The sequence below is a fragment of the Solilutibacter silvestris genome (assembly GCF_050574925.1).
Taxonomy (GTDB): Bacteria; Pseudomonadota; Gammaproteobacteria; order Xanthomonadales; family Xanthomonadaceae; genus Solilutibacter; species Solilutibacter silvestris_A.
In genome coordinates this window covers 368,920-394,360 of record NZ_JBCMOO010000003.1, presented here as the reverse complement: position 1 = coordinate 394,360, position 25,441 = coordinate 368,920, and the positions used below count along the sequence as shown (strand labels likewise).

32 protein-coding genes and 1 tRNA gene are annotated in these 25,441 nt (G+C 65.9%); 13 read left to right on the top strand and 20 right to left on the bottom strand.

The annotated features are described in order from the left end of the window. The first annotated feature begins 45 nt into the window (after positions 1 to 45). The 12 genes from ABE093_RS08660 to ABE093_RS08605 all read left to right on the top strand — a co-directional run bounded on the left by ABE093_RS08660 (position 46) and on the right by ABE093_RS08605 (position 8,537). Positions 46 to 513 (top strand): DUF3293 domain-containing protein, encoded by a 468-nt coding sequence (locus ABE093_RS08660; RefSeq protein ID WP_430760467.1) that lies wholly within the window; start codon positions 46 to 48, stop codon positions 511 to 513. A gap of 36 nt (positions 514 to 549) precedes the next feature. Next, entirely contained in the window at positions 550 to 1,191 is a 642-nt protein-coding gene (ccmA, locus tag ABE093_RS08655; RefSeq protein ID WP_430760466.1) for a heme ABC exporter ATP-binding protein CcmA, read from the top strand. 20 nt (positions 1,192 to 1,211) lie between these two features. Further along, positions 1,212 to 1,859: a heme exporter protein CcmB gene (gene ccmB / locus ABE093_RS08650; protein WP_430760465.1), complete on the top strand. Its 648-nt coding sequence runs from the start codon at positions 1,212 to 1,214 to the stop codon at positions 1,857 to 1,859. Between the two features lie 67 nt (positions 1,860 to 1,926). Next, complete coding sequence (gene azu, locus ABE093_RS08645) at positions 1,927 to 2,541, top strand: azurin (RefSeq protein WP_430760464.1); 615 nt, start codon at positions 1,927 to 1,929, stop codon at positions 2,539 to 2,541. Positions 2,542 to 2,595: 54 nt separating this feature from the next. After that, positions 2,596 to 3,333, top strand: coding sequence for a heme ABC transporter permease CcmC (ccmC, locus tag ABE093_RS08640; RefSeq protein WP_430760463.1), 738 nt, complete (start codon positions 2,596 to 2,598; stop codon positions 3,331 to 3,333). Then, on the top strand, positions 3,330 to 3,488 hold the full coding sequence (locus ABE093_RS08635; RefSeq protein WP_430760462.1) for a heme exporter protein CcmD: 159 nt from the start codon (positions 3,330 to 3,332) through the stop codon (positions 3,486 to 3,488). The genes ccmC and ABE093_RS08635 overlap by 4 nt, the downstream gene beginning before the upstream one ends. Further along, the gene (ccmE, locus tag ABE093_RS08630; RefSeq protein ID WP_430760461.1) at positions 3,485 to 3,949 is read left to right on the top strand and encodes a cytochrome c maturation protein CcmE; all 465 of its coding nucleotides are present in this window, start codon (positions 3,485 to 3,487) and stop codon (positions 3,947 to 3,949) included. Before ABE093_RS08635 ends, ccmE begins: the two co-directional genes overlap by 4 nt. Then, positions 3,949 to 5,871 (top strand): heme lyase CcmF/NrfE family subunit, encoded by a 1,923-nt coding sequence (locus tag ABE093_RS08625; RefSeq protein WP_430760460.1) that lies wholly within the window; start codon positions 3,949 to 3,951, stop codon positions 5,869 to 5,871. The genes ccmE and ABE093_RS08625 overlap by 1 nt, the downstream gene beginning before the upstream one ends. Continuing rightward, positions 5,868 to 6,413: a DsbE family thiol:disulfide interchange protein gene (locus ABE093_RS08620; protein WP_430760459.1), complete on the top strand. Its 546-nt coding sequence runs from the start codon at positions 5,868 to 5,870 to the stop codon at positions 6,411 to 6,413. Before ABE093_RS08625 ends, ABE093_RS08620 begins: the two co-directional genes overlap by 4 nt. Beyond that, positions 6,410 to 6,874 (top strand): cytochrome c-type biogenesis protein, encoded by a 465-nt coding sequence (locus ABE093_RS08615; RefSeq protein WP_430760637.1) that lies wholly within the window; start codon positions 6,410 to 6,412, stop codon positions 6,872 to 6,874. Before ABE093_RS08620 ends, ABE093_RS08615 begins: the two co-directional genes overlap by 4 nt. Beyond that, on the top strand, positions 6,871 to 7,866 hold the full coding sequence (locus ABE093_RS08610; RefSeq protein ID WP_430760458.1) for a tetratricopeptide repeat protein: 996 nt from the start codon (positions 6,871 to 6,873) through the stop codon (positions 7,864 to 7,866). The genes ABE093_RS08615 and ABE093_RS08610 overlap by 4 nt, the downstream gene beginning before the upstream one ends. 65 nt (positions 7,867 to 7,931) lie before the next feature. Further along, positions 7,932 to 8,537 (top strand): cysteine dioxygenase, encoded by a 606-nt coding sequence (locus ABE093_RS08605; RefSeq protein WP_430760457.1) that lies wholly within the window; start codon positions 7,932 to 7,934, stop codon positions 8,535 to 8,537. 9 nt (positions 8,538 to 8,546) lie between these two features. On the opposite strand, the gene ABE093_RS08600 is transcribed toward ABE093_RS08605, so the two are convergent. The 11 genes from ABE093_RS08600 to rlmD all read right to left on the bottom strand — a co-directional run bounded on the left by ABE093_RS08600 (position 8,547) and on the right by rlmD (position 16,075). Next, positions 8,547 to 8,780: a hypothetical protein gene (locus ABE093_RS08600; RefSeq protein ID WP_430760456.1), complete on the bottom strand. Its 234-nt coding sequence runs from the start codon at positions 8,778 to 8,780 to the stop codon at positions 8,547 to 8,549. 177 nt (positions 8,781 to 8,957) lie between these two features. Further along, positions 8,958 to 9,137 carry a hypothetical protein gene (locus ABE093_RS08595; protein ID WP_430760455.1) on the bottom strand — a complete coding sequence of 60 codons (180 nt, stop codon included), beginning with the start codon at positions 9,135 to 9,137 and terminating at the stop codon, positions 8,958 to 8,960. A gap of 138 nt (positions 9,138 to 9,275) precedes the next feature. After that, positions 9,276 to 10,556: an RNA polymerase sigma factor gene (locus tag ABE093_RS08590; RefSeq protein ID WP_430760454.1), complete on the bottom strand. Its 1,281-nt coding sequence runs from the start codon at positions 10,554 to 10,556 to the stop codon at positions 9,276 to 9,278. After that, positions 10,553 to 11,134: a dihydrofolate reductase family protein gene (locus ABE093_RS08585; protein ID WP_430760453.1), complete on the bottom strand. Its 582-nt coding sequence runs from the start codon at positions 11,132 to 11,134 to the stop codon at positions 10,553 to 10,555. Before ABE093_RS08585 ends, ABE093_RS08590 begins: the two co-directional genes overlap by 4 nt. 12 nt (positions 11,135 to 11,146) lie before the next feature. Next, positions 11,147 to 11,500, bottom strand: a complete 354-nt coding sequence (locus tag ABE093_RS08580) for a YciI family protein (RefSeq protein WP_430760452.1) — start codon at positions 11,498 to 11,500, stop codon at positions 11,147 to 11,149. Between the two features lie 159 nt (positions 11,501 to 11,659). After that, a tRNA-Leu gene (locus ABE093_RS08575) sits at positions 11,660 to 11,745 on the bottom strand. A 24-nt stretch (positions 11,746 to 11,769) separates the two neighbouring features. After that, on the bottom strand, positions 11,770 to 12,522 hold the full coding sequence (locus ABE093_RS08570) for an S-methyl-5'-thioinosine phosphorylase (protein ID WP_430760636.1): 753 nt from the start codon (positions 12,520 to 12,522) through the stop codon (positions 11,770 to 11,772). 23 nt (positions 12,523 to 12,545) lie between these two features. Beyond that, the gene (locus ABE093_RS08565) at positions 12,546 to 13,109 is read right to left on the bottom strand and encodes a hypoxanthine-guanine phosphoribosyltransferase (RefSeq protein ID WP_430760451.1); all 564 of its coding nucleotides are present in this window, start codon (positions 13,107 to 13,109) and stop codon (positions 12,546 to 12,548) included. Continuing rightward, complete coding sequence (gene nagZ, locus ABE093_RS08560; protein WP_430760450.1) at positions 13,106 to 14,119, bottom strand: beta-N-acetylhexosaminidase; 1,014 nt, start codon at positions 14,117 to 14,119, stop codon at positions 13,106 to 13,108. Before nagZ ends, ABE093_RS08565 begins: the two co-directional genes overlap by 4 nt. A gap of 32 nt (positions 14,120 to 14,151) precedes the next feature. Further along, on the bottom strand, positions 14,152 to 14,667 hold the full coding sequence (locus ABE093_RS08555; RefSeq protein WP_430760449.1) for a CYTH domain-containing protein: 516 nt from the start codon (positions 14,665 to 14,667) through the stop codon (positions 14,152 to 14,154). A gap of 22 nt (positions 14,668 to 14,689) precedes the next feature. Next, the gene (gene rlmD / locus ABE093_RS08550) at positions 14,690 to 16,075 is read right to left on the bottom strand and encodes a 23S rRNA (uracil(1939)-C(5))-methyltransferase RlmD (RefSeq protein ID WP_430760448.1); all 1,386 of its coding nucleotides are present in this window, start codon (positions 16,073 to 16,075) and stop codon (positions 14,690 to 14,692) included. 101 nt (positions 16,076 to 16,176) lie between these two features. Between rlmD and ABE093_RS08545 the strand changes: the two genes are divergently transcribed. Further along, positions 16,177 to 16,863 carry an Hpt domain-containing response regulator gene (locus tag ABE093_RS08545; RefSeq protein ID WP_430760447.1) on the top strand — a complete coding sequence of 229 codons (687 nt, stop codon included), beginning with the start codon at positions 16,177 to 16,179 and terminating at the stop codon, positions 16,861 to 16,863. Here ABE093_RS08545 and recO read toward each other — a convergent pair. From recO to rpoE, 9 genes are all read right to left on the bottom strand, one after another. Then, entirely contained in the window at positions 16,800 to 17,591 is a 792-nt protein-coding gene (gene recO / locus ABE093_RS08540) for a DNA repair protein RecO (protein ID WP_430760446.1), read from the bottom strand. The two genes, ABE093_RS08545 and recO, sit on opposite strands and share 64 nt — an antisense overlap. Positions 17,592 to 17,608: 17 nt before the next feature. Further along, on the bottom strand, positions 17,609 to 18,505 hold the full coding sequence (gene era, locus ABE093_RS08535; protein WP_430760445.1) for a GTPase Era: 897 nt from the start codon (positions 18,503 to 18,505) through the stop codon (positions 17,609 to 17,611). Next, positions 18,502 to 19,176: a ribonuclease III gene (rnc, locus tag ABE093_RS08530; RefSeq protein WP_430760444.1), complete on the bottom strand. Its 675-nt coding sequence runs from the start codon at positions 19,174 to 19,176 to the stop codon at positions 18,502 to 18,504. Before rnc ends, era begins: the two co-directional genes overlap by 4 nt. Beyond that, positions 19,177 to 19,548 carry a DUF4845 domain-containing protein gene (locus ABE093_RS08525; RefSeq protein ID WP_430760443.1) on the bottom strand — a complete coding sequence of 124 codons (372 nt, stop codon included), beginning with the start codon at positions 19,546 to 19,548 and terminating at the stop codon, positions 19,177 to 19,179. A gap of 35 nt (positions 19,549 to 19,583) precedes the next feature. Continuing rightward, a complete protein-coding gene (lepB, locus tag ABE093_RS08520; protein ID WP_430760442.1) occupies positions 19,584 to 20,390 on the bottom strand; it encodes a signal peptidase I in 807 nt (268 codons plus the stop codon). 9 nt (positions 20,391 to 20,399) lie between these two features. Next, positions 20,400 to 22,193 carry a translation elongation factor 4 gene (lepA, locus tag ABE093_RS08515; RefSeq protein WP_430760441.1) on the bottom strand — a complete coding sequence of 598 codons (1,794 nt, stop codon included), beginning with the start codon at positions 22,191 to 22,193 and terminating at the stop codon, positions 20,400 to 20,402. Between the two features lie 125 nt (positions 22,194 to 22,318). Then, a complete protein-coding gene (locus ABE093_RS08510; protein ID WP_430760440.1) occupies positions 22,319 to 23,809 on the bottom strand; it encodes a DegQ family serine endoprotease in 1,491 nt (496 codons plus the stop codon). An 82-nt stretch (positions 23,810 to 23,891) separates the two neighbouring features. Next, positions 23,892 to 24,734 carry a sigma-E factor negative regulatory protein gene (locus ABE093_RS08505; protein ID WP_430760439.1) on the bottom strand — a complete coding sequence of 281 codons (843 nt, stop codon included), beginning with the start codon at positions 24,732 to 24,734 and terminating at the stop codon, positions 23,892 to 23,894. Continuing rightward, positions 24,731 to 25,336 carry an RNA polymerase sigma factor RpoE gene (gene rpoE, locus ABE093_RS08500; RefSeq protein ID WP_430760438.1) on the bottom strand — a complete coding sequence of 202 codons (606 nt, stop codon included), beginning with the start codon at positions 25,334 to 25,336 and terminating at the stop codon, positions 24,731 to 24,733. The genes ABE093_RS08505 and rpoE overlap by 4 nt, the downstream gene beginning before the upstream one ends. Between the last annotated feature and the right edge of the window lie 105 nt (positions 25,337 to 25,441).

The window sequence follows — 25,441 nt, the reverse complement described above, 5'->3', positions numbered from 1 at the left end:
CTCAAGGACGATGTACGAGTGTACGCAAGCTGCTAAGGTGAAAGCGTGACCGCATTGACGCGACCCACCACGGCAGATGGCCTCGCCGAAGCCTATCGGCTGGCAGCCTATTTCGTCGATCTCGAAGGCGAAGCCATCGAAATCGCGGTGGGCCACCCCGCTGCCCGGCTCGAAGTCCTGCTTGGACGCGCCGACAGCTTCGCCTACATCACCGCCTGCAACCCCGCCTCGGAATTGCAGCCCGATGCCTACAACCAGCGCGCCGACCGCGAATTGCGCGCCGCCATCGACCATCACGGCTACTTGCGCTGGCCGATGAATTCGTCCTCGCCCGATGGCCAGTGGTGGGAAGCCGGTTGGCTGGTCGGCAATGCGCCTCCCGCACTGCTGGACGAATGGGCGCGTCGCTTCCGCCAGCGCGGCATCCTGCTATGGCGACGCGGGGAACCCGTGCGCCTGCGCATGTATGGCCCCGAGGAATTCCCGCATCCGCAGATCGACTGGATAGAATGACCGCGGGCCGGCGGTCGGCCTGCCACCGCCTCCTTCGTGCCCACTCAATCGTCCGAACCCGCGTTGCTGTCCGTCCACGGACTGGGGTTTTCCCGCAACGACGAAGCGATCTTCTCCGGCCTCGACTTCACCGTCGCGCGTGGCGAAGCATTGCTCGTGCAAGGCGGCAACGGCGTCGGCAAGACCACCCTGTTGCGCGTGCTGGCCGGACTGTTGCCCGCCGATCGCGGCGAATTGCGGATGGATGGCGGCGACCTCGACCATGCCCGCCGTGCCGCCGCCTTTGCGTATCTCGGCCACCTGCCCGGACACAAGGGTGACCTGACCGCCGCGGAGAATCTCGACGTGTCCTGCGGCCTGCTTGGGCAACGCCGGGATCGCGGCGTCGAAGCGGCGCTCGACCGCGTCGGACTCGCCGGTTACGACGACCAGTTGGCGCGACATCTTTCCGCCGGACAAAAGAAGCGACTGTCGTTGGCGCGCCTGTGGCTGTCGCCTGCCCCGCTGTGGCTGCTCGACGAGCCCTACGCCAATCTCGATCTCGACGGCATCGAACTGGTGAACCAGCTGATTCGCGCCCACCTCGACGATGGGGGCGCCGCGTTGGTCACCACGCATGGCGCCTATGCCGCGCCACCGGTGCGCACGCGCCAGTTGCTGATGGAGCGCGCATTGTGATCGTTACGGCGATTCGCGCCATGCTGCTGCGCGACCTGCGCCTGATCTGGCGCAAGCGCGGCGACGCCCTGCAACCGGTGTTGTTCGCGTTGCTGGTGGTGGTGCTGTTCGCGCTCGGCATCGACACCCATTCCGGTGCGATGGCGCAGGCCGCGCCCGCGGTGATCTGGCTGGCCGCATTGCTCTCCGGCCTGCTCGCGCTCGATGCATTGTTCCGCGGGGATGCCGAGGACGGATCGCTGGAGCAATGGCTGCTGTCGCCACAACCATTGGCGATGCTGGTCGCGGTACGCGTGTTCACCCACTGGATGACGACCGCGCTGCCGATCATCGTCGTCAGCCCGTTGCTGGGCGAACTCCTGCACCTGCCGCACGCGCAGCTGCCGATGCTGGTGGGATCGCTGCTGCTGGGCACGCCGCTGCTCAGCCTGATCGGCGCGGTCGTTGCCGCGCTCACCATCGGCATCCGCCGCGCCGGCGCCCTGCTCGCCCTGCTCGCATTGCCGCTGTACGTACCGGTGCTGGTGTTCGGCGCCGGCAGCATGGTCGCCGCGGCGCAGGGGCTCGACGCTTCCGGCGCATTGCTGATCCTCGCCGCGATGCTCGCGGTGTCGCTGGTCGTCGCGCCGGTCGTCACGGCGATCGCGCTGCGCATCGGCTGGCGTTGATGCGGTTTCACCGGCGCCTGCGTCATACTTGCGCATCACGAAAATATCGACGGGGAATCGATCCATCATGAAACGACAGACTTGGGTCATCGTCTGTTCCCTGGTGCTGGCTGCCTGCCAGCGGCAGGCGCCGCCTGCGCAATCCCAGGGCAATGGGTCCGCCAAGCCGTCGGTCGAAATCCCCAATACCCCGGAAGCGCCGCCGAAACCCGGCGCGGAAGCGACGCCCGATGCCGTGCTCGCCGCCAAGGAAACACCGGTCGAACAGGTCGCGCCCGCGCAGCCCCTGCTGCCGGCCGGCGATTGCTCGTTCACGCTCCACGCCGGCGATTCGCCATCCTGGGACGCCGCCAACATCGACGTCCCCAGCGCCTGCGCGAAATTCACCATCAAGCTCGCACACACCGGCCAGATGCCGCGCTGGATCATGGGCCACAACGTGGTGGTGTCCAAGGTCGAGGAAGTGAACGCGGTCGAACGCGCCGGCATCGGCGCCGGCCCCTACCGCAGCTACGTCGAACCCAGCGACAAGCGCGTGGTCGCGCGCAGCAAGCTGGCTGGCGGCGGCGAAACCGTCAGCGCCACTTTCGACACCGCCAGGCTGCATAGCGGCCATTTCGCCTATTTCTGCACTTTCCCGGGCCACCTGAAGGGCATGCAGGGCACGCTGACGCTGCACTGAAGGTTGATCCCGACCAAGCAGCTCCAGGGGGCCGCTGGTAAACTTTCGGGCTGCATGCACCCTCTCGTCCGCTGGTTCCACCAACTCGGCTCACCGCCCTACTTCGACCGTTTCGCCGCGCGCTGGGCGCCGCGGTGCCACGGCGTCGGCGTGGTGACGATGGCGATCGCGTTGTGGCTGGCGCTGTTCCGCGTTCCCGCCGATTACCAGCAAGGCGACGCCTTCCGCATCCTCTACGTGCACGTGCCGATGGCGTGGATGAGCATGGCCGTCTATCTCGGCATGGCGATCTACGCCGCGATCGCGCTGGTATGGCGGATCAAGCTGGCGGAAATCCTGGCGATGGCCTGCGCTCCGATCGGCGCGCTCTATACCGCGGTCACCCTGGCCACCGGATCGATCTGGGGCAAGCCGATGTGGGGCACGTGGTGGGACTGGGATCCGCGCCTGACCACGGAACTCCTGCTGCTGTTCCTTTATCTCGGCGTGATCGGCCTTTACGCCGCCATCGAGGATCGTCGCCAGGCCGCGCGCGCCGCCGGCTTCCTCGCCGTGGTCGGCGTGGTGTTGCTGCCGATCATCAAGTTCTCGGTGACGTGGTGGAACTCGCTGCACCAGGGCAACACGATTTCGTTGACCGGCCCCTCGCACATGGACGCCAGCATGCAACTGCCGCTGTGGCTGATGGTGGTCGGCATCCATGTCTGGTTCGTCGGCGCATTGCTGGCGCGGGCACGCGCCGACAACCTGCGCCGCGAAGCCGGCAAGGCCTGGATCACGGAGACGGCATGAATTACCAGGGTTACGTCATCGCGGCCTACGCGATCTTCGTGCTGGCGATCCTGTGGGATTGGCTGGCGCCGAAACTGCAGATCGCCCGTGCGCGCCGCGAAGCGAAACTGCGCGCACGCCGCGAAGCCGCACGCAAGGGCGAGGCGCGTTCGTGAACCAGGTCCGTCGTCGTCGCCTGATCTTCGTCGGATTGCTGGTGCTGGCCGCCGCGATCGCCGCCGCGCTGATCGCGTTGGCATTGCAACGCAACGTCAACTATCTCTACACCCCGACCGACGTCCTCAAGGGTGATGCTGGTGGCCATGCGCGTTTCCGCCTCGGCGGGATGGTCGCGGCCGGTTCGTTCAAGCGTGCGCAGGGATCGATGGAAGCGCATTTCGACGTCGATGACGGCGATGCCAGGTTGCCCGTGGTCTACACCGGCATCCTCCCCGACCTGTTCCGCGAGAAACAGGCGGTGATCGCCAGCGGCTCGATGAAGGATGGCGTGTTCGTCGCCGACCAGGTACTGGCCAAGCACGACGAGAATTACATGCCCAAGGAAGTGGCCGACAAGATGGCGGAAGCGCATCGCAAGCACGCGGTGCCCGGCCAGCCGCCGGCGGGCAACAACTGATGCTGGGCGAACTCGGGCACTACGCCTTGCTGCTGGCGCTGGTGGTGGCCTGCGTGCAGACGGTGCTGCCGCTGCTCGGCGCGCAACGCGGCCATCGCGACTGGATGGCGGTGGCGCGTCCCGCCGCCTACGCGCAACTGGCATTGGTCGGATTTGCTTTCGCCGTGCTGACCTGGGCCTTCGTGGTCCAGGATCGCTCGTTCTCCTACGTCGTCGACAACAGCAATTCGCTGCTGCCGCTGGTGTATCGCTATACCGCGGTGTGGGGCGCGCACGAAGGCTCGCTGCTGCTGTGGCTGTTGGTGCTTGCGCTATGGACCGCCGCAGTGGCGACATTCTCGCGACGCCTGCCGCAACCGGTGATCGCGCGCGTGCTCGGCGTGCTCGGTGCGGTGTCGATCGGTTTCCTCGCCTTGCTGGTGTTCACCAGCAGTCCGTTCACCCGCCTGCTGCCGGCGATGGAAGAAGGCCGCGACCTCAATCCGCTGCTGCAGGATCCGGGCATGGTCATCCATCCGCCGGTGCTCTATTGCGGCTATGTCGGATTCGCGGTGCCGTTCGCATTCGCGGTCGCCGCGTTGCTCGATCGCCACGTCGACGCGCGCTGGCTGCGCTGGACGCGGCCGTGGACCAATGTCGCCTGGGGCTTCCTCACGCTGGGCATCGCGCTCGGCAGCATCTGGGCCTATTACGAACTTGGCTGGGGTGGCTGGTGGTTCTGGGATCCGGTCGAGAACGCCAGCTTCATGCCGTGGCTGGCTGGTGCGGCGTTGTTGCATTCGCAGGCAGTCACCGAGAAGCGCGGCAGCTTCGCCGCCTGGACCTTGCTGCTGGCGATCGCCGCGTTCTCGCTGTCGCTGCTCGGCACCTTCCTGGTGCGTTCGGGCGCGATCACCAGCGTGCACGCCTTCGCTGCCGACCCGACGCGTGGCGTCTTCATCCTTGTCTATCTCGGCGTGGTGATCGGCGGATCGCTGCTGCTGTACGCCTTGCGCGCGCCCGACACCACCAGCAACGCCAAACCGTTCACCTTCGCTTCGCGCGAGACGCTGCTGCTTGCCAATAACCTGCTGCTGGCCGCCGCCTGCGCGATGGTGTTGATCGGCACGCTCTATCCGATGCTGGCCGACGCGTTGAACCTCGGCAAGATTTCCGTCGGTCCGCCCTACTTCTCGCTGCTGTTCGTGCTGCTGATGGCGCCGCTGGTGTTGTTGTTGCCGTTCGGACCGTTGACGCGCTGGCAACAGGAGCAGCCGAACCGCATCGTCGCGATGCTGCTGCCGTGGGCGGTGCTGGCAGTGATCGCCGCGGGCGCCGCCTGGTGGTTGGCGCCGCAAGGCAAGCTGCGTACCACGCTCGGCGTTCTTGCAGCAGTGTGGCTGTTCGCCGGCACGCTGCGTTTCGTGTGGTCGCGCTTCAAGGCGAACGGCAGCCGCTTCACTGCAGAAATGTTCGGAATGACGCTGGCGCATCTCGGCATCGCGGTATTCGTCTCCGGCGCGATGCTGGCCGATGCATTGGTCGAACAACGCGAAGTCGCGTTGTCGCCGGGGCAATCGTTGCAGTTGCACGGCGAGCAATACCGCTTCGACGGCGTCGACGACCACGACGGCCCGAACTACCAGGCCAATACCGGCACGATCACCGTGCTACGCGATGGTCGCATCGTCGCCACGCTCCACCCCGAAAAGCGCCATTACGCCAGCGGCGGCCAGGTCATGACCGAAGCCGCGATCCACGGCGGCCTGTTCCGCGACCGCTACGTCGCGCTCGGTGAACCGCTGGGCGGCGGCAGCTGGGCCGTGCGCGTGCACAGCAAGCCGATGGTGCGCTTCATCTGGTCGGGCGCATTGTTGATGGCACTGGGCGCCTTCGTCGCCGCCACAGATCGTCGCTTCCGCCGCAAGGAGGATTCCGCATGAACACCCGTCGCTGGTTGCCGCTGATCGTCTTCGCCGTTCTCGCCGTGCTGCTCGCCGCCGGCGTGTGGATGAGCCGTCGCGCCGATCGCGATGCCCTGCCCTCGCCGCTGATCGGCAAGGCCGCACCGGACTTCGCACTGCGTGATCTCTTCGACCCCGGGCATGTCGTTCGCCTCAAGGACCTCAAGGGCGCGCCATTCGTGCTCAATGTCTGGGGGAGCTGGTGCGTCGCCTGTCGCGAGGAGCATCCGACGTTGAGCGCCTTCGCCGAAACCAAGCGCGTGCGCGTGATTGGCTACAACTGGAAGGACGATCCCGCCGATGCCAAGCGCTGGCTGGAACAACTCGGCAATCCGTTCTGGCTGGTGCTGAGCGACCCCGAAGGCAAGACCGCGATCGATCTTGGCGTCTATGGCGCACCGGAAACCTATCTGATCGATGCCAAGGGCAACGTGCGCTGGAAGCATGTCGGCCCGTTGACGCCACAGATCATCCACAACGAACTCGAACCCGCCCTGGCGCTGGCCGAGGCGGCGCGCTGATGCGTGGTTGGTTGCCCGCGCCAATCATGTTGCTCGTCCTGCTGTTCGCCGGCGTGATCCACGCGCAGTCGGAAGCGCCGGATGTGCCGCCGACATTCCGCAACGTTGCCGAAGAGCAGCGCTTCCATGCACTCACAAGCGAGCTGCGCTGCGTGATGTGCCAGAACCAGTCGCTGGCCGATTCCAACGCGATGGTCGCGCGCGACCTGCGCCGCGAAGTGCTCGGACTGATGCACGATGGCAAATCGGACGCCGAGATCAAGCAGTTCCTGGTGCAGCGCTACGGCGAATTCGTGCTGTACCGGCCACGGATGGAACGCAGCACCTGGTTGCTGTGGTTCGGCCCGGCAGTGCTGGTGCTTGGCGCGGGGATCGGCGTGTGGCGGATCGTCGCGCGCAACGCCGCGAAGGCACGCGCGTTGCCGCCGCTGGACAACGACCAGGAGGAATGGTGGCGATGACGTCGTTCCTGCCCGTCGCGATCGTCGGATCGTTGCTGGTCCTTGTCTTCGTGCTGCGCCCGTTGTGGAAGCAGTCGCGCCCGCTGGTGATCGCGCTCGCCGGCTCGGGTGTGTTCATCGCGCTCGCCCTCTACTGGTTGCTCGGCACGCCGCTAGCGCTCGATCCGGCGATGCGTCGTGCGCCTGCCACCCTCGACGAAGCCGCTTCGCAACTGCAGGCGCGCCTCGCACTGGATCCCGCCAATGCCGATGGCTGGCGCGTGCTCGCCCAGATCTACGCGAAACAAGGCAATCATGAAAAAGCTGCCGACGCCGCCGGCCGCGCCGCGACCCTGAGCCCAAACGATCCCGACGTGCTGGTCGCCGCCGCCGAAGCGCGCGCGATGGCCGCGCCGGAACATCGTTTCGACACGCAGGGCCTGGCCTGGCTCGATGCCGCGATCAAGCGCGATCCGCGCCACCAGCGCGCCCTGTGGTTCAAGGGCATCGCCTTGCGCCAGGCCGGTCGCGACGCCGACGCCATCGCCACCTGGGAATCATTGCTGCCGCTGGTCGACGCCAAGGCTGCGGCCGTGCTCGGTGCGCAGATCGATGTTGCGCGTGCAGCCGCGAAACTTCCGCCGCGTCCGCAACCGGCGGTTGCGCAGACCGCCAACGGACTGCACGTCCGAGTGAAGCTGGGCAGCGGCGTGGATGTGGCGAAACTCGATCCATCCACACCGGTGTTCGTCATCGCGCGCCAGGTCGGTGGACCGCCGATGCCGGTCGCGGTCGAGAAACACACGCTCGCCGAACTGCCGCTCGACGTCAGCCTCGACGATCGCGACAGCCCGATGCCGACGGCACGCCTGTCCTCGCTCAAGTCGGTGGAAGTGCTGGCGCGCATTTCGCGTTCCGGTTCGGCCACCCGCGGCGACGGCGACATCGAAACCGCGCCGGTCCGCATCGATCTGCCGGCATCCGCGCCGGTCCAGCTCGAATTCGGAAAATGAACACGTCGCCCCGGCCTTCCCCGGCGGCGCTAGACTCCACCCAGCCACGACGAACCCTGCCTGCCATGACCACCTCCGACGCCACGCTCTGCAGCTTCCCCGGCCGCGATCGCCTGATCGCCGCAGTCGACGATGCCGTGACCCATGGCGGTGGCGACCGCGCCGCAATCACCCGCCACCTGCGCGACAACCTGTGCGCGCTGATGAAGGCCGGGAGCGTGGAACTTCCGTCCTGCGTGTACGAGGCGATTCCCGGCCATTACGCGCGCCGCGAGCTGTACCGCAGCAAGGAACACGGCTATGGCGTGGTGGCGATGACCTGGGCGCCCGGTCAAGGCACCAAGATCCACGATCACTACGGGATGTGGTGCGTCGAAGGCGTGTGGTCCGGCGACATCGAGATCACCCAGTACGACCTTGCCGAACGCGCCGGCGACGATTTCCGCTTCGTCCAGTGCGACACCCTGACCGGCAATACCGGTTCCGCCGGCTGCCTGATCCCGCCGCACGAATACCACACCATCCGCAATGCCAGCGATCGCGAGGTCGCGGTGTCGGTGCACATCTACGAACAGCCGATGACCTGTTGCGGCGTGTTCGAACAGAGCCCGCGCGGCGACGGCTGGCATCACTACGTGCGCAAGGAACTGGCGCTCGACGCCGCGGCGTAACTGCCGCATTCAAACAGCCAAACGAAACACCGGCTGGCACCGCATCGCAACAAGATTGACTGTCGCGACACGCAGGCCTTTACGTCTTTGCACCATCCACCGCACGCACCAGACGCCGACCACCATGACTCCAATGACCCGGAATGGCCCCGCCATGACCGGCCAGCCGAAACAATCCTGCGGCAGCGCGTCGGCGCCGAATACGCCGGGGAACGCGGCGAACGCATCAGGTTCGGCGTTCAATCCGAACGGCAATGCCGGCAGTCACTATGCCGGGACACAACCGCAAAACTCGCGCAATACTGCCAGCGTTTCCCAATACGACGCGACCTGCTCGCATCAACCGTGATCGCCCCTGAAGTGAAAACCCGCCGTTCGGCGGGTTTTCCGGGACAGTCGAACTAACGCATCTATCGGTATTCAGCCCATCACGAAACGGCTGGCATCCGCGGTACCGGCACGACGCACCTGGTACAAGGCAAGGCGTGCGGCATTGCTCAGTTGCGTGAAGTATTTGTGGGTAATGACGTCTGCGCCATTGCGTGCGTAATAGCGGCCCCATGCGCGATCGCGTTGAGGGGTGTGATCGAGTCTGTTCATCCTTCACTCCTTGCGATTCATCGCCCGGACGGGTGGGCGAGCAAGGCCGATGCTAGGCAGGCGTCGGTGAATGCAAAGAGAGTTGCAGTCGCTGGATCCGCAATTCCTTTCCGGCATTCACCACGCATTCGACATTGTCTAGACGGCGTGCAGGCGCGTTCCGGAATTCGCGATCGACTTCAACTTCCGTGACAGCAATTCCCGTTCCCTGGCGTTGTGCGTGAGGGCGATCGCACGTTCGATCTCGACGCGCGCTTCGGGGAATCTGCCCAGCTTCGCCAGCAGCTCGCCACGCACGCTGTGCAACAGGTGGTTGCCCTCCAACCCGGAAGCGACGGCTGGCATATCGAGCGCATCAAGTCCGGCGGCCGGTCCTTGCGCCATGCCGACGGCGACCGCGCGATTGAGCGCCACGACCGGAGACGGCGCGACCTGCATCAACGCATCGTAGAGAAGAACGATCCGTTCCCAGTCGGTGTCTTCGGCACTGCGGGCACGCATGTGGCAGGCGGCAATCGCGGCCTGCAGGGCATGGTAACCGGCGCCACCACCGAGTCTTTGCGCATGTTCCAGCGCCGCCATTCCCCGTTCGATCTGCGCCTTGTCCCACAGGGAACGATCCTGGTCCGGCAGCAGGATCGCCTCGCCATCGTTTCCGCGTCGCGCTGCAGTGCGTGCCGCGTTGAGCTCCATCAGCGCCAGCAACGCATGGACTTCCGATTCGCCGGGAAGCAGCTGCACCAGCAAGCGACCCAACCGCAAGGCCTCGTCGCACAGCCTCGCCCGCATCCACTCGTCTCCGGATGTCGCCACATGCCCTTCGTTGAACACCAGGTAGATCACCGAAAGCACCGACGCGATCCTCGGTTTCAACTCGTCGGCACGCGGCGTCTCGAAGGGGACATGCGCTTCCGAGAGCGTCTTCTTGGCGCGGAAAATCCGCTGCCCCATCGTCTTCTCGGGCACCAGGAATGCACGGGCGATTTCCGCTGTCGTCAGGCCACCGATCACGCGCAACGTCAACGCGATGCGCCCTTCGAGGGGAAGGACCGGATGACAGGCGGTAAAGACCAGCCGCAACACGTCGTCGTCGATCACCTGGTCGAGCGCCCGGTCCATCTCCTCGCCAAGCTGTTCCTGTTGCGCCTCGATCTCGCGCGCGATCTCGCCGTGCTTGGGCATGAGCATGCGGCTGCGCCGCAGCGAATCGATGGCGCGGCGCTTCGCCGCCGTCATCAGCCATGCCCCCGGATTGTCCGGGATGCCCTCCTCCGGCCAGCGTTCGAGGGCGACGACGAGCGCATCCTGCGCGAGCTCTTCGGCGATGCCGAGATCACGGGTCACGCGCGCGATCGCCGCGATGAGCCGCGTGGATTCGTTCCTCCACACGGCTTCGATCGCGGTCACCGCATCGCTCATGCCTGCAACGGGCCGGCGAACGTATAGGTATTGACGACGATGCCCGTCGGCAACGCCTGCGTCCCGGCAGGCACGAAGGCACGCGGCGGAGTGCCCTCGGCGAACAGGCGCTTGCCAGCACCAAGCAGGACTGGATTGACCAGCAAGACCATTTCATCGACGAGCCCGTGCTCGAGCAGCACCGATGTCAGGGTCGAACTGCCGGATACAACCAGGGTCCCGTCGCCCTTCGTCTTGAGGTCACGCACGGCGGTGGCGATGTCCGGCCCGATACCTTCGAACGGCCCCCATTGCAGGCTCTCCGGCCTGTGGGTCGCGACGTATTTCGTCGCCGCGTTCAGTCTTTCGGCCATCGGCCCCGGCGCCGTGGGCCAGAAACCGGACCACAGATCGTAGGTGCGACGTCCCAGCAGCATGTCGAAATTCTCGCCGTAGATTCCAAGCACGAGGGCCGCACCTTCGGGACTGCGATACGGCGCGGTCCAGTCACCAAACGGGAGATCGCCACCACCGCCCGGGGCGCCGATTTCAATCACGCCATCGAGCGAAACATGTTCCATGATCCTGAGCTTGCGCATGATCGATTCTCCTCAGGACTCGGCGGGCGCAGGCGCGAAGAAGATCTCGCGCACTTCGATCGGCATGCGGCAGGCTTTCATGCCCTTGCCAGCCCAGGCGATCGCTTCTTCCTGGTTGGCGCATTCCAGGATCCACAGTCCGCCGATATGTTCCTTGGCCTCGAGATACGGGCCGTCGGTGACCAGCACCTTGCCGTCCGCATCCGTCCTGAGCGTGTGGGGCGCCCCCAGGCCGCCAGCAAACCGCCGGACATCGGCGGCGATCATTTCGCGATTGATCGCGTGGATTTCCTCGGCCATGGCTTCGTCCACCGTGGACGGATCGAAATCGTCGGGCAGGTAACCAGTCACAAGATAGTGCGGCATGTTCGTCTCCTGAAGCGGTCTTCAGCAGGGCCGGTTGCCCTGCTTTCACTATAGCGACGAACGACAGGGCCCGATTTCGACATCAACGCCGAAAAAATTTTCCAGAGGGTTCCGGGCAACAAAAAACCCGCCGTTCAGGCGGGTCTTTGTGTCCAACTTTGGTACCGGTGATAGGACTCGAACCTACACGACATCACTGCCAGCGGATTTTGAGTCCGCCGCGTCTACCATTCCGCCACACCGGCATGTGCCCATCTTAACACGGAGGCTCAGCCCTTCAGCAGTGCATCCAGCAGTTTGCCGACCTCTCCGGTCGCGGCGGCGACGTTGTCGAGCACGTCCTGCAAGGTGATGACCTCGTCGGGATCGGGGCCGGCGCCCGCAGCCCAATTGGCGACGATGCCCACGCAGGCGTAGTCCAGCCCCATCTCGCGGGCCAGCCCGGCTTCCGGCATTCCGGTCATGCCGACCAGGTCGCAGCCGTCGCGGCGCATCCGCGCGATCTCCGCGCGCGTTTCCAGGCGCGGGCCCTGGGTGGCGCCGTAGCAGCCATCGGCCACCAAGGCCACGCCCGCCTTGTTCGCCGCGGCGATGATCTCGCTGCGCAGCCCGCGCGAATACGGTTCGCCGAAATCGACGTGGAGCACGTCGGTGCCCGGCTCCTCGCAAACCGTCGAGATGCGGCCCCAGGTGTAGTCGATGATCTGGTCGGGACATGCCAGCACGCGCGGCCCGAAACGCTCGGTGATGCCGCCGACGGTATTGAGCGCGAGCACGCGGGTCGCGCCCAGGGATTTCAGCGCGGCGAGATTGGCGCGATAGTTGATGCGATGGGGCGGCAGCGAATGCCCTTCCCCGTGACGCGCAAGGAAAGCGACGCGACGCGATCCGAGCGTGCCGATCCGCACCGGACCCGATGGCGCGCCGTAGTGCGTGACCGGCTGATGCGATTCGGCATCGGCGAGTTCGGCCAATGCATAGACGCCGGTACCGCCGATCACCGCGAGATCGATCGCCTGCATGTCGCTCATTCGATGCTCCGTTGTCAGTCGCGCAGGGCGTAAATCGCCGGCAGGTTGCGACCCTGCTCGTGGAAATCCATGCCGTAACCGTAGACGTAGGCGTCCGGCACTTCCAGTCCGACGTAGTCGGCGCTGATGCCCTCCACGCAGCGATCGTGCTTTTTCAATGCAAGCACGGCGATGCGAATGTCGCGCGCCCCCTGGTCCTCGCACCAGCGCTTGATCGCGAGCATGGTGTGGCCTTCGTCGAGGATGTCGTCGGCGAGCAGCACGCGGCGATCGCGCATCGACGTCGCCGGACGGTGCAGCCACGCCAGGCCGGAACCGGAGGTCTGGCCGCGATAGCGGGTGGCGTGCAGGTAATCGAATTCCAGATCGAGCCCGCGCTGCCCGATCTCCATCGCCAGCGCACTGGCGAACGGCATGCCGCCGTTCATCACGGTGATGTAGAGCGGGACGTCGGCGGGATCGTAGTCGCCACGAACGGCATCGGCGACACGTGCGATGGCGGCATCGATCGCCGCCTGGTCGTGCACCAGGTTGGAATTTTCCAGTGCGGTGGCCAGCGACGGGCGCGCGACGGTCATGCCGTCCTCCGCAGTTCGTCGCGATCGATCGCGTGCTGGGCATGGTCGTAGCGCGTATCGGCGAGCAAGGCATCCCAGCCGAGCGCACCGCGTCCGATCAGGCCGACCAGGGCCATGGTGTTGAGCGGTCCGCGCTGGTCGACCGCCGCCAGCGACTCCTCGACCAGCTGCGGATGGCAGACCAGCACGACGTCGCAACCAGCGTCGTAATGCGCATCGATGCGCGCCTTGATGCCGCCGACGCCATGCGCCGCCGCCATGCCGATGTCGTCGGAGAACACCACCCCGCGGAAGTGCATCTCCTTGCGCAGGATCTCGTTGATCCACAGCGGCGAATAGCCGGCCGGTTCCGGCGCGACCTGCGGATAGGCGACATGCGCCATCATCACCGCGTCGGCGCCGGCGGCGATGCCGGCGGCGAACGGCACGAGATCGGTCGTGCGCAGCTCGTCGAGCGAGCGCGGATCTGCGGCGTTGTCGAAGTGGGTGTCTTCCAGCACCGAACCGTGGCCGGGGAAATGCTTGAGCGTCGCCGCCATGCCAGCACCGTGCATGCCTTCGACATAGGCGCGGGTGAAATCGGCGACGATCTGCGGGTCCGGCGAGAAGGCGCGATTGCCGATCGCGCGGTTGCCGCGACCGAGATCGACGACGGGCGCGAAGCTGAGATCGACGCCGGAAGCGAGGATTTCGTTGGCCATCAACCACGCGTGTTCGCGCGCCAGTTCCAGCGCGGAATCGCGATCCTGGCGATATAGCGCATCGAAACCTTCCAGCGGAGGTAGCGCGCTATAGCCCTCGCGGAAGCGCTGCACCCGCCCGCCTTCCTGGTCGACGCAGATCAACTGCGGTCGCGGCGCCGCTTCGCGGATCGCCTGCGACAGCTCGCCGACCTGCATGCGCGAGGCGAAATTGCGGGTGAACAGGATCACGCCGCCGCAGGCGGGATGCTGCAGCCAGTCGCGCTCCTGCGCATTCAGTTCGGTTCCGGCGATGCCAATGACAAGCATGGAGACTCCAGTTGATCGATGCGATGCCGGGTTCAGGCGTCGCTGGCGGCTTGCTCTTCCGCGCTCCATTGCGCGTACGGATACGAGGCCAGGTTGAGATTGTAATAGCGCAGCAATTCGGTGACCTCACGGCCCAGCCAGGACGGCCGCGCGAAGGCTTCATCGACCGAATCCAGCTCGATTTCGGCGACCACCAGTCCGGCGTTGTCGCCGAGGAATTCATCGATCTCCCACAGATGCCCGCCATGGCGAACATGGTGACGATGCTTTTCGATCCGGCCGCCAACGCACAGTTTGAGCAGCGCCTCGCCATCCGCAACGGGAATCAAGTAATCGAATTCCTGGCGCGAAGCACCGAGCTCGCGCGACTTGATGTTGATGCGCGCATCACTGCCTTCCAGCCGCACGCGCATCGACACGTTCTGCACGCCTTGCTGCACCGAGGCGGCATCGTTGAGATAGCCCTGCCCCATCACGATGGTCGTTTCGATCTCCTTGCGCCAGTCGTCGCTAGCCAGCAGGAATTTGCGTTCGATTTCTGTAGCCATGGGAAGCCCGTGTATGAGTGTCCTAGGCGCGTGGCGACGCGCTGGAAGCAGTCGTTACCGCTTGTTTGCCGCGGCGCGGTGGCAGGAACAGCGCAATCGACTCGACGTGCGCGGTCTGCGGGAACATATCCATCGCACCGGCGGACTGCAGGGTCCAGCCGGCTTCATTCACCAGCCAGCCGGCGTCGCGCGCCAGCGATCCCGGATGGCAGCTGACGTAGACGATGCGTTCCAGTCCATCGAGCGGCAACTGCTTCAGCACCTCGATCGCGCCGGAACGCGGCGGGTCCAGCAACAATTTGGTGTAGGGCTGCTTCAGCCACGGCTGGCCACGCAATTCGACCGAGAGATCGGCGGCATGGAAATCGGCATTGCCGAGGCCGTTGCGCTGCGCGTTCTCGCGGGCGCGCTGCACGAGGCCGGCATCGCCTTCGACGCCGGTCACGCGGCCGGCGACGCGCGCCAAAGGCAAGGTGAAATTGCCAAGGCCGCAGAACAGGTCGAGCACGTGGTCATTGGCTTGCGGATCCAGGAGTTCCAGCGCGTGCGCGATCATCTTCTGGTTGAGGTCGCCATTGACCTGGATGAAATCGAGCGGGCGGAACGCCAGTTCGGCATTCCACTGCGGCAACGCGAACGACAGTTCCGGCGCAGGCTCCTGCAAGGGATGCACTGACGTCACGCCACCCGGTTGCAGGAAGATGATGAAGCCGTGCTCGGCGCCGAACGCAGCCAACGCTTCGCGATCTTTGTCGCTCAACGGATTCAGATGGCGGAACACCAGCGCGACGCCCTGGTCGCCGGCGATGAATTCGATCTGCGGGATATCGGCGCGGCCGTCCAGGGAATCGACCAGCGCCGACAGCGCCGCGACCTTCATGCCCAGTTCCGGCACCACGGTATGACACTCGCGCAGGTCGGCGACGAAGCGCGGATCGGTCTCGCGGAAACCGACCAGCGTCTTGTCCTTCTTCTCGACGCGCTTGACCGAGAAACGGCCCTTGCGACGATAGCCCCAGGCTTTGCCGGTCAGCGGCGCCAGCACGTTCTTCGGGGTGACGTGGCCGATGCGCTCGAGGTTGTCCATCAACACCTGCTGCTTCAACGCGATCTGCACGCCGGCCTCGAGGTGCTGCAATACGCAACCGCTGCAGGTGCCGAAATGCGGGCACGGCGGTTCGACGCGATCCTTCGATGCTTCCAGCACTTCGAGCACGCGCGCCTCGTCGAAATGGCGCGATTTCCCGGTCTGCTCGACCATGACGCGCTCGCCCGGCAGGGCTCCGGACACGAAGATCGCCTTGCCGGCGTGGATGCCTTCCTCGCGACGGGCGACGCCACGGCCATCGTGGCTGAGGTCGTTGATGCGAAGCTCGAAAGGGGTACGGTCGATGCGGTTGCGGGACACGAGACTGCCGGATGGAACACGGCCGCCTATTGTCTCATCCACGGCCCCGCGGTGCGCGGACGCTATGCTGCAGGCTGGCATGAACGGGAAACGGTCCGAGGATGATGTCGAAAGTGCTGCTGGTCGAAGACGATCCGGTCAACGCGATGTTCCTGCAGGGCGCGATCGAGTCCTTCCCGGCGCAGGTCGATGTCGCCGACGACTGCGCGAGCGCTCTGCGGATGGCGCGCGCAAAGCGTTACGACGCCTGGATGATCGATTCCAACCTCCCCGACGGCAGCGGCAGCCAACTGCTGCGACAGTTGCGCGAAGACGACCTGGTCGTCCATCGCGATTGCCCGGCGCTGGCCCATACCGCCGATGGCACGCCGGAAATCTCCGCGCGCCTGGAAGCCGATGGCTTCGCGATGGTGGTGCGCAAGCCCTCGCCCGTGGCGACCTGGCACCATGCCCTCGCTGCGCTGCTTGGCGGGTCGACGACGCCGGCTTGGGACGATGAAGCCGCCCTGCGCGCGATGGGCGGACGCCGCGAGCACGTCGACACGATGCGCGGGTTGTTCCGCGCCGAGTTGCCGGCGCAACGCGACTTCATCCTCGGATCGCTGGAACGCGGCGACGTCGATGCCGCCCGCGGCATGCTGCATCGGCTCAAGGCCAGTTGCGGTTTCGTCGGTGCGATCGCGTTGGCGCAGGCCACGCGGGCGCTGCACGAACATCCCGCGGATCACTCCGCGCGTTCGCGCTTCTCCGCGGCGGTCGATTCCGCACTCGAGGACGGCGACGCCTGATCGCGGGACTCGATCCGCGCCAGCTCCGACGCCATGTCCCAGGCGCGCAGGCCGCGCCCACCGAGATGGCGCATCAACAGTTCGCGCATCGCCCGGCGCAGGGCCGGCAAATCGTCCTCGTTGGGCTGGCCATCTCCCGCCAGTGCAAGCAACACGCGCCCGGTGGGATGATGCAGGCGTTCGCGGCTGTCACCGGACTGGCCGGTGCGGCGCAGACCACCATCGGGATCGATGCGATAACGCGCCGCCGGGTCGACCGCCTGGCCATCGGCGTCATTGGCCCAGTCGAAACCGACGCCCAACGCATCCAGCAGGTCGCGTTCGTAGCGGCGCAGCGTCCACGCCAGCGGCGCGCCGGCGCCGATCAACGCGCGCGTGCGGCCATAGGCGCGGAACAATTCCGGTTGCGGATCCTGGCGCGGTGCAAGGCGCAACGTCAGTTCGTTGAGATAGAACGCGCTGAGCGCGGCATCGCCCTGCATGCGCGGCGCGACATCGATGGCCTCCGCACTCGTCAGCCGCGCCAGTTCCCCGCGTTGCACGGCATCGAAACGGATCGACTGCAGCGGCGCGAGTGCCGCACGCAGCGCCTGCTGTCGTGGCCCGCGCACGCCACGCGCAAGCAATCCCAACCGCCCGTGTTCCGCGCTCAGCACCTCGACCAGCAGGCTGGTTTCCCGCCATGGCCGGACGTGCAGGACGTATGCAGGTTCAGCGACGTAACGCATCGCCGCTCAACACGAACTCAGTCGCTGTAACCGAGCGCACGCAGTGCGGCTTCGTCGTTCGACCAGCCTTCGCGCACGCGCACCCAGGTTTCCAGGAAGACCTTGCGATCGAAGGTGCGCTCCATCTGCTGGCGCGCCTTGGTGCCGATCTCGCGCAGGCGCGCCCCGCCCTTGCCGATCACGATCGCCTTCTGGCTGTCGCGTTCGACCCAGATCACGGCGCCGACGCGGAACATCGCGCCGTCCTCTTCGAAGCGTTCGATCTCGACCGCGGTCGCGTACGGCAGTTCCGCGCCAAGCTGGCGCATCAACTGCTCGCGAACGAACTCGGCGGCGAGGAAACGCATGCTGCGATCGGTGATCTCGTCCTCGGCATAGAGCGGCGGCTGTTCCGGCAGCAGGGCGAGCACGTCCTTCACCAGGGCATCGAGTCCCTTGCGCTTGAGCGCGGACACCGGATGCACGCTGGAAAATTCACGGCCGCTGGCGACTTCGCCGAGGAATGGCAGCAACTCGGCCTTGTCGCGAATGCGATCGACCTTGTTGACCACCAGCACCACCGGCACGCCGGCGCCGCGCAAGGCGTCGTAGGCGAGCGTGTCCTCGTCGTCCCAGCGTCCGGCCTCGATCACCAGCAACGCGGCATCGACGCCTTCCAGCGCACCGCGGGCGGCGCGGTTCAGCACCCTGCTCATCGCGCGGTTCTGCGGGCTGTGGATGCCTGGCGTATCGACCAGCACGATCTGCCCCGCCGGGAAACTGGCGATGCCGAGCATGCGATGGCGGGTGGTCTGCGGGCGATCGGCGGTGATGCTGACCTTGCTGCCGACCAGGGCATTGATCAGAGAGGATTTACCGACATTGGGGCGGCCGATGACGGCCACGGTGCCGGCATGGAAGACGGGAGTATTCATGTGGGTATTTTGCGCCCTTCGAGCTTGGCCAGCACGGATTCCGCGGCCTGCTGCTCGGCGGCGCGGCGCGAACGCCCCTGCCCGCTCGATTCCGCTTCCGGCGCATCTTCCAGCGTGCAGGCGACGGTGAACACGCGCTCGTGCTCCTCGCCACGCTCTTCCAGCAACGCATAGACCGGCAGCGGACGACGGCGCGCCTGCAGCCATTCCTGCAATCGTGTCTTGGCGTCCTTGCCGACATCGCGCGGCGACGGCAAGGCATCGATCATCGGCTCGAACCACGGCAGCGCCAGCGCGCGCGCGGCGGCATAACCGCCATCGAGGAACACCGCCCCGACGATCGCTTCCAGCGCATCGGCGAGGATCGAATCGCGACGGAAGCCGCCGCTCTTGATCTCGCCCGCGCCCAAGGTCAGTTCGTTGCCGAGATCGAGCGAACGCGCCAATGACGCCAGCGCCGACTCGCGCACCAGTTCGGCGCGCGCCCGCGTCAACGCGCCTTCGTCGGCGCCCGGCCAGCGTGCGTGCAATGCCTCGGCCGCGAGCAGGTTGACCACCGCATCACCGAGGAATTCCAGGCGTTCGTTGTGCGCGCGTCCCGGCGCGCTGCGGTGGGTCAAGGCCCGCGCCAGCAACGCCGGATCACGAAAGCTGTAGTCCAGCTTCAGCACTTACTCCTTCGGAGAGAGCGGCTGTTCGATGTGGAACGTGCCCTTGAGCGAGAACGGCCCGGCCAGTTCGGATTCGCGTTCGTAATCGATCACGATGCTGTTGGTCTGGTTCTCGTAGTGCGCCAGCTTGGCCATGTTGAGGTCGACATAACCGATGTCGAAACGCTTCTCCAGCGACTTCTGGATGCCCGCGGTGTCATGCAAGGTGCCTTCGGTGGTGGCAATGCCCTTGAACGCTTCCTTGATCGCGAAATATTCGCGGTACATCGGGAAGATCTTCATCACGATCCAGGCGACGAAGCCGGCGAGGATCAGGAAGAACAGGAAGCCAGTCATCGACAGGCCCGATTGCGAATGCTGCGAACGCTTCATGCCGGGTTCCCCAGTGTGGATGTGCGATGGGCCGATTATGGAACGGAATGGCCCACGCGCGACAACTGGATGCCGTCGTGGCCCCAGTGCATCCAGATCGCGAAGGCGCGGCCGCGCAGGTTGGCTTCCGGCAGCATGCCCCAGAAACGCCCGTCAAGGCTGTTGTCGCGGTTGTCGCCCATGACGAAGTACTGGCCTTCCGGAACCACGACATCCTGCTCGCCCTGGCCGCCCAGCGTCAGGGTGTCATCGGAGACCAGGATCGGATGCGGATGGCCCGGCAGGTCCTCGGTACGCAGCTCGGCCGGGCGCATCATGCCCTCGCCATCGCCCTCGGGCACCGCCTTGACGGTCTGGTATTTCACCGGGACGCCGTTGATGGTGAGCTGGCCCATGTGGTAGCCGACACGGTCGCCGGGCACGCCGATCACGCGCTTGACGAAATCCTCGCCCTTCTGCGGATCGTCCGGCGTCATCCCCGGGTACTTGAACACGACGACATCGCCGCGCTTCGGGTTGCCGGTCGGGATGATCCGGGTGTTCGTGATCGGCAGGTGCAGGCCGTAGGCGAACTTGTTGACGAGGATGAAATCGCCGATCTGCAACGACGGGATCATCGACCCCGAGGGAATGCGGAACGGTTCGGCGATGAAGGTGCGCAGCACCAGCACGATGGCCAGCACCGGGAAGAAGCTGCGCGCCGTCTCGATGAAGCCATTCTCGTTGCCTTCGTCGAGCAGGCTTTCCTCGCGCGACGCGCGTTTCCACACCCACTTGTCGAGCGCCCAGACGATGCCGGTGATAAGGGTGAGAATGACCAGGGCGGGTTCGAACCAGCGCATGTAATTTCCTTACTTGTTGTCGACCTGCAAGACCGCGAGGAAAGCTTCCTGGGGGATTTCCACCCGCCCGACCTGCTTCATCCGCTTCTTGCCTTCCTTCTGCTTCTCGAGCAGCTTCTTCTTGCGCGTGGCGTCGCCGCCGTAGCACTTGGCCAGCACGTTCTTGCGCAACGCCTTGACCGTGGTGCGCGCGATGACCTGCGCCCCGATCGCCGCCTGGATCGCCACGTCGAACATCTGGCGCGGGATCAGGTCCTTCATCTTCTCGGTCAGCTCGCGGCCGCGACGGTCGGCGTGCTGGCGATGGACGATGATCGAGAGCGCATCGACGCGATCGCCGTTGATCAACGTGTCGACGCGCACGAACGGGCCGGCTTCGAAGCGCACGAAGTGGTAATCGAGCGAGGCGTAACCGCGGCTCACCGACTTCAGCTTGTCGAAGAAGTCCAGCACCACTTCCGCCATCGGCAGTTCGTAGCTGATCTGCACCTGGCTGCCCAGGTAGGTGATGCCGACCTGGCTGCCGCGCTTGTCCTCGCACAGCTTGATCACGCTGCCGACGTAATCCGGCGGCGTCAGGATGTTGGCGCGGATGATCGGCTCGCGGATCTCGGCGACGGTATTCGCCGGCGGCAGCTTGGCCGGATTGTCCAGCGGCATCACTTCGCCGTCGGTCTTCAGCACTTCGTAGATCACCGTCGGCGCGGTGGTGATCAGGTTGAGATCGTATTCGCGTTCCAGGCGTTCCTGCACGATTTCCATGTGCAGCATGCCGAGGAAGCCGCAGCGGAAACCGAAGCCCATCGCTTCCGAGCTTTCCGGCTCGAAACGCAACGCGGCATCGTTGAGGCGCAACTTTTCCAGCGCCTCGCGCAGGTCCGGATAGTCCTCGCTGTCGACCGGGAACAGGCCGGCGAACACGCGCGGCTGCATTTCCTGGAAGCCCGGCAGCGGCTGCGGCGCGGGATCGGCGGCCAAGGTCAGGGTGTCGCCGACCGGCGCGCCGTGCACGTCCTTGATCGACGCGGTGACCCAGCCCACTTCGCCGGCGCTGAGCTTGTTCAGCACTTTGCGCTTCGGGGTGAACACGCCGACCTTGTCGACCAGGTGGCTGCGACCGGTGGACATCACCAGCAGCTTGTCGCCGGGCTTGATCTCGCCCTGCATCACGCGCACCAGCGACACCACGCCGAGGTAGTTGTCGAACCAGGAGTCGATGATCAGCGCCTGCAGCTTGTCGGTATCGCGCGGCTTCGGCGGCGGGATGCGCGCGACGATCGCTTCCAGCACGTCCTGCACGTTGAGGCCGGTCTTGGCGCTGATGGCGACGGCGTCCTCGGCATCGATGCCGATCACCGCCTCGATCTCCTTCTTGACGCGCTCGATGTCGGCGGTCGGCAAGTCGATCTTGTTCAGCACCGGAACCACTTCCAGGCCCTGCTCCACCGCGGTGTAGCAGTTGGCGACCGATTGCGCCTCCACGCCCTGGGCGGCGTCCACCACCAGCAGCGCGCCTTCGCAGGCCGCCAGCGAGCGGCTCACTTCATAGCTGAAGTCGACGTGGCCGGGCGTGTCGATGAAGTTGAGCTGGTAGGTCTCGCCGTTCTTCGCCGTGTACGGCAGCGACACCGACTGGGCCTTGATGGTGATGCCGCGTTCGCGCTCGATCGGATTGGAATCGAGCACCTGCGCTTCCATCTCGCGGGCCTCGAGGCCGCCACAGAGCTGGATGATACGGTCGGCCAACGTGGACTTGCCATGGTCGACGTGGGCAATGATCGAGAAATTGCGGATATTCCGCATGGAGGCAGGCGTTTCGGAAGACATGCGGATCGGCGGACAACCAGGTGATCGGGGCCGATCGGCGGCCCACGGGACATAAGCGCGGCATTATCGCATGCCGCGCCCCGTTGCCCGGCTCCGGCGATTCAGCGTTCGACCGGAACCGTGACGAAGGCCTGCCCGGCTTCGTTGCGGACCAGCAGCATGGCGCTGTCGCCCTTCTTCAGCTTGGCCAGTTCGGCCTGCAGGGCCGCGGCCGAGCCGACCCGGGTCCGTCCCACCGCCAGGATGACGTCACCGCGGCTGAGGCCGGCTTCGCGGGCGGCATCGCCACGCACCTCGGCCACGCCCACGCCCTCGCCCGCGCGCAGGCCAAGCTCGCGGCGGTCATCGGCGTCGAGGTTCTCCAGTTGCAGGCCGAGGCGATTGCCCGCCGCGGTTGGCACTGCCGGCGTCGGGCGTCCGTTGCCCGCGCTCGCCACGTCATTGTGGTCATCCAGCGCCCCGAGGGTCACCGGGATGTCGCGGTCGCGGCCATCGCGCCAGACCGTCACCGTTGCGCGGGTTCCCGGCGCGAGCAGGCCCACCTTCGGCGCCAGTTCCGAATAGTCGCCAACGCGATCGCCATTGAAGGCGCGGATCACGTCCATCGACTGGATGCCGGCCTTGTCGGCGGCGCTGCCCGGCTGCACCTGGTTCACCAGCGCGCCGCGCGTATCAGGCAGGCCCAACGCCTTCGCATTGGTGGCATCGACCGGCTGCATCACCACGCCGAGCATGCCGTAGCGCACCTTGCCATTGGCCTTGAGCTGCTTGACCGCGGCCATCGCGGTATCGATCGGAATCGCGAAGCTCACGCCTTCGAAGCCGCCGGAATTGCTGAAGATCTGCGAGTTGATACCGATCACTTCGCCGCGCGTGTTGAGCAACGGACCGCCGGAGTTGCCACGATTCACGGCGACGTCGGTCTGGATGAAGGGCACATAGCTCTGGTTGCGGTTATTGCGCCCGATCGCGCTGACGATGCCGGCCGTCACCGAATTGTTGAGGCCGAACGGCGAACCGATCGCCACCGCCCACTGCCCCGGCTGCACGCTGGTGGAATCGCCGAGACGCAACGCCGGCAGGCCCGATGCATCGACATGCAGCAGGGCGACATCGGACTGCGCGTCGCGCCCCACCACCTTCGCCGGGAAGTTGCGGCCATCAGGCAGCTTCACCGTCACGCTGTCGGCGCCATCGACCACGTGGTTGTTGGTGAGGATGTCGCCGTTGGCGGAAATGATGAAACCGCTGCCGATCGCGGTGCCACCCGGTTGGCCGCCGTCCGGCATGTTCGGCATCCCTTCGCCAAAGAAGCGGCGGAAGAACTCCGGCATGTCGCCCATGTCGGGCATTTGCTGACGCGAGGACTGCGCGCGCTTGGGCTTGATCTTCGCTTCGATGTTGACCACGCCAGGCCCCACCGCCTTCACCAGTCCGGTGAAATCCGGCAACCCCGTCACCAGCGGTGCGGATTGCGGCGTGGCGGTGCTCTGCGCATGCAAGGCGACGACCGGAACGGCGACCGTGGCGATGACGAGACTGCAGGCGACCGCGAGGGAACGGGACATACCTGGACGACGAAGTGGATTCATGGCGATGGTCCTTGGAACTGGCATGGGATAAGCCCCTGCATGGGCAGGAATGCGATGGAACGGTTGCGCTGCCGAACCTGCTTCAGCGGTTCGGCAGTGGCTCTTCGTAAGCGCGATGCGGCGCGAAGGGGTTGCCGGCATTGCCGTCGCTGCGGAAATCGGCATTGAGTCCGGAATTGAATCCGGGCAGCACGGCCTTGGGCCATGCCAACTCCGATTGCGGCGCGGCTGCCCGCATGGTGAACGGATTGCGGTCCACCTTCGACTTCGCCGGAGCCGTCGTCGCAACCGCGACTGCGTGTTCGGGCGCGGTTGGCACAGCCTCTTGCGAATCATCGTGCACGCGACTGGGCATACCAGCAACAGCTTGGCTGGCGACTGCATCGCGTTGACGATGGCGCGCCACGACGTCGGCGACGCGATGTTGCACGGGTTGTTCGGAAGCCGCATCGATCGCAGTCGATTGCTTCGCCGGGGTTTTCACCGATGCAGTGATCGCAGCAGCCGCCACCGGCGTGGCTGCGGCGGGCGCAGTCGAAACCGTCGCGACTTCCTTCGCCGCCGGAATCGAAACGGGATTCGTGGTGCCCGGCAGGTTCAACGCGGCAATGCCAAGCGCCGCCACTGCAGCCAACCCACCACCCCACAGCACCCAGCCACGACGCTGTTGCGGTTTCACGGTCGCTTGCGCCTGTTCGCGCTCGATCGCCGCGCGCACGCGATTGGCGAGATCGTCTTCGCCACCGGATCGCGCATTCGTGCGCAGGACGTCGCCGGCCAGTTGCCAGCGCACCAGCTGGCCGACCAGGGCGTCGTCGTGCTGGAGGCGGCGTTGCAGGAAACGCGCGGCGTCGCCGTCGAGTTCGCCGTCGAGCAGGGCCGACAGCTGTTCGCGTGCATTCTCGTCGATGAAATCGTGCTTCATGATTGGCTCCGGGTCGCGCCCTGGCCCAGCAACGGGCGCAACGCGCTGTCGATGGCATCGCGGGCACGGAAGATGCGCGAACGCACCGTGCCGATCGGGCAGCCCATCCGCCCGGCGATCTCCTCGTAACTCAAACCGTCCACTTCGCGCAGGGTGATGGCGACGCGCAGTTCATCGGGCAGCGTGGCGAAGGCCTGCATCACCGCCGTCTCCACTTCCTGGCGCATCGCCTCGCGTTCCGGGGTATCGGAATCGCGCATGCGCAGGCCACCCGCGTATTCCTCGGCATCGGCGAAATCGATGTCGTCGGTCGGCGGCCGGCGCTTTTGCGCGGCGAGGTGGTTCTTGGCCGTGTTCACCGCGATCCGGTGCATCCACGTCGAGAACTGGGCATCGCCGCGGAAGCTGCCGATGGCGCGATAGGCGCGCAGGAAGGCTTCCTGCGCCACGTCCTGGCATTCGCTCCAGTCGCTGATGTAGCGGCCGATGAGCGCAGTCACCCGCGCCTGGTGCTTGCGCACCAGCTGGTCGAATGCCGGCTGCTGGCCGCCTTGGACTCGGCGGACCAGCTCGGCATCGAGGTCATCGATCGGCTCGGCCATGGTCAGGACTGTTGACTGCGTGAAAACCTGCATTGAACGGGTTGTCAGGTCGGCTGGATTGCGGCTTTCGACCGCCAACCCGGCCCGGAGTTCCCGACCCCGCCA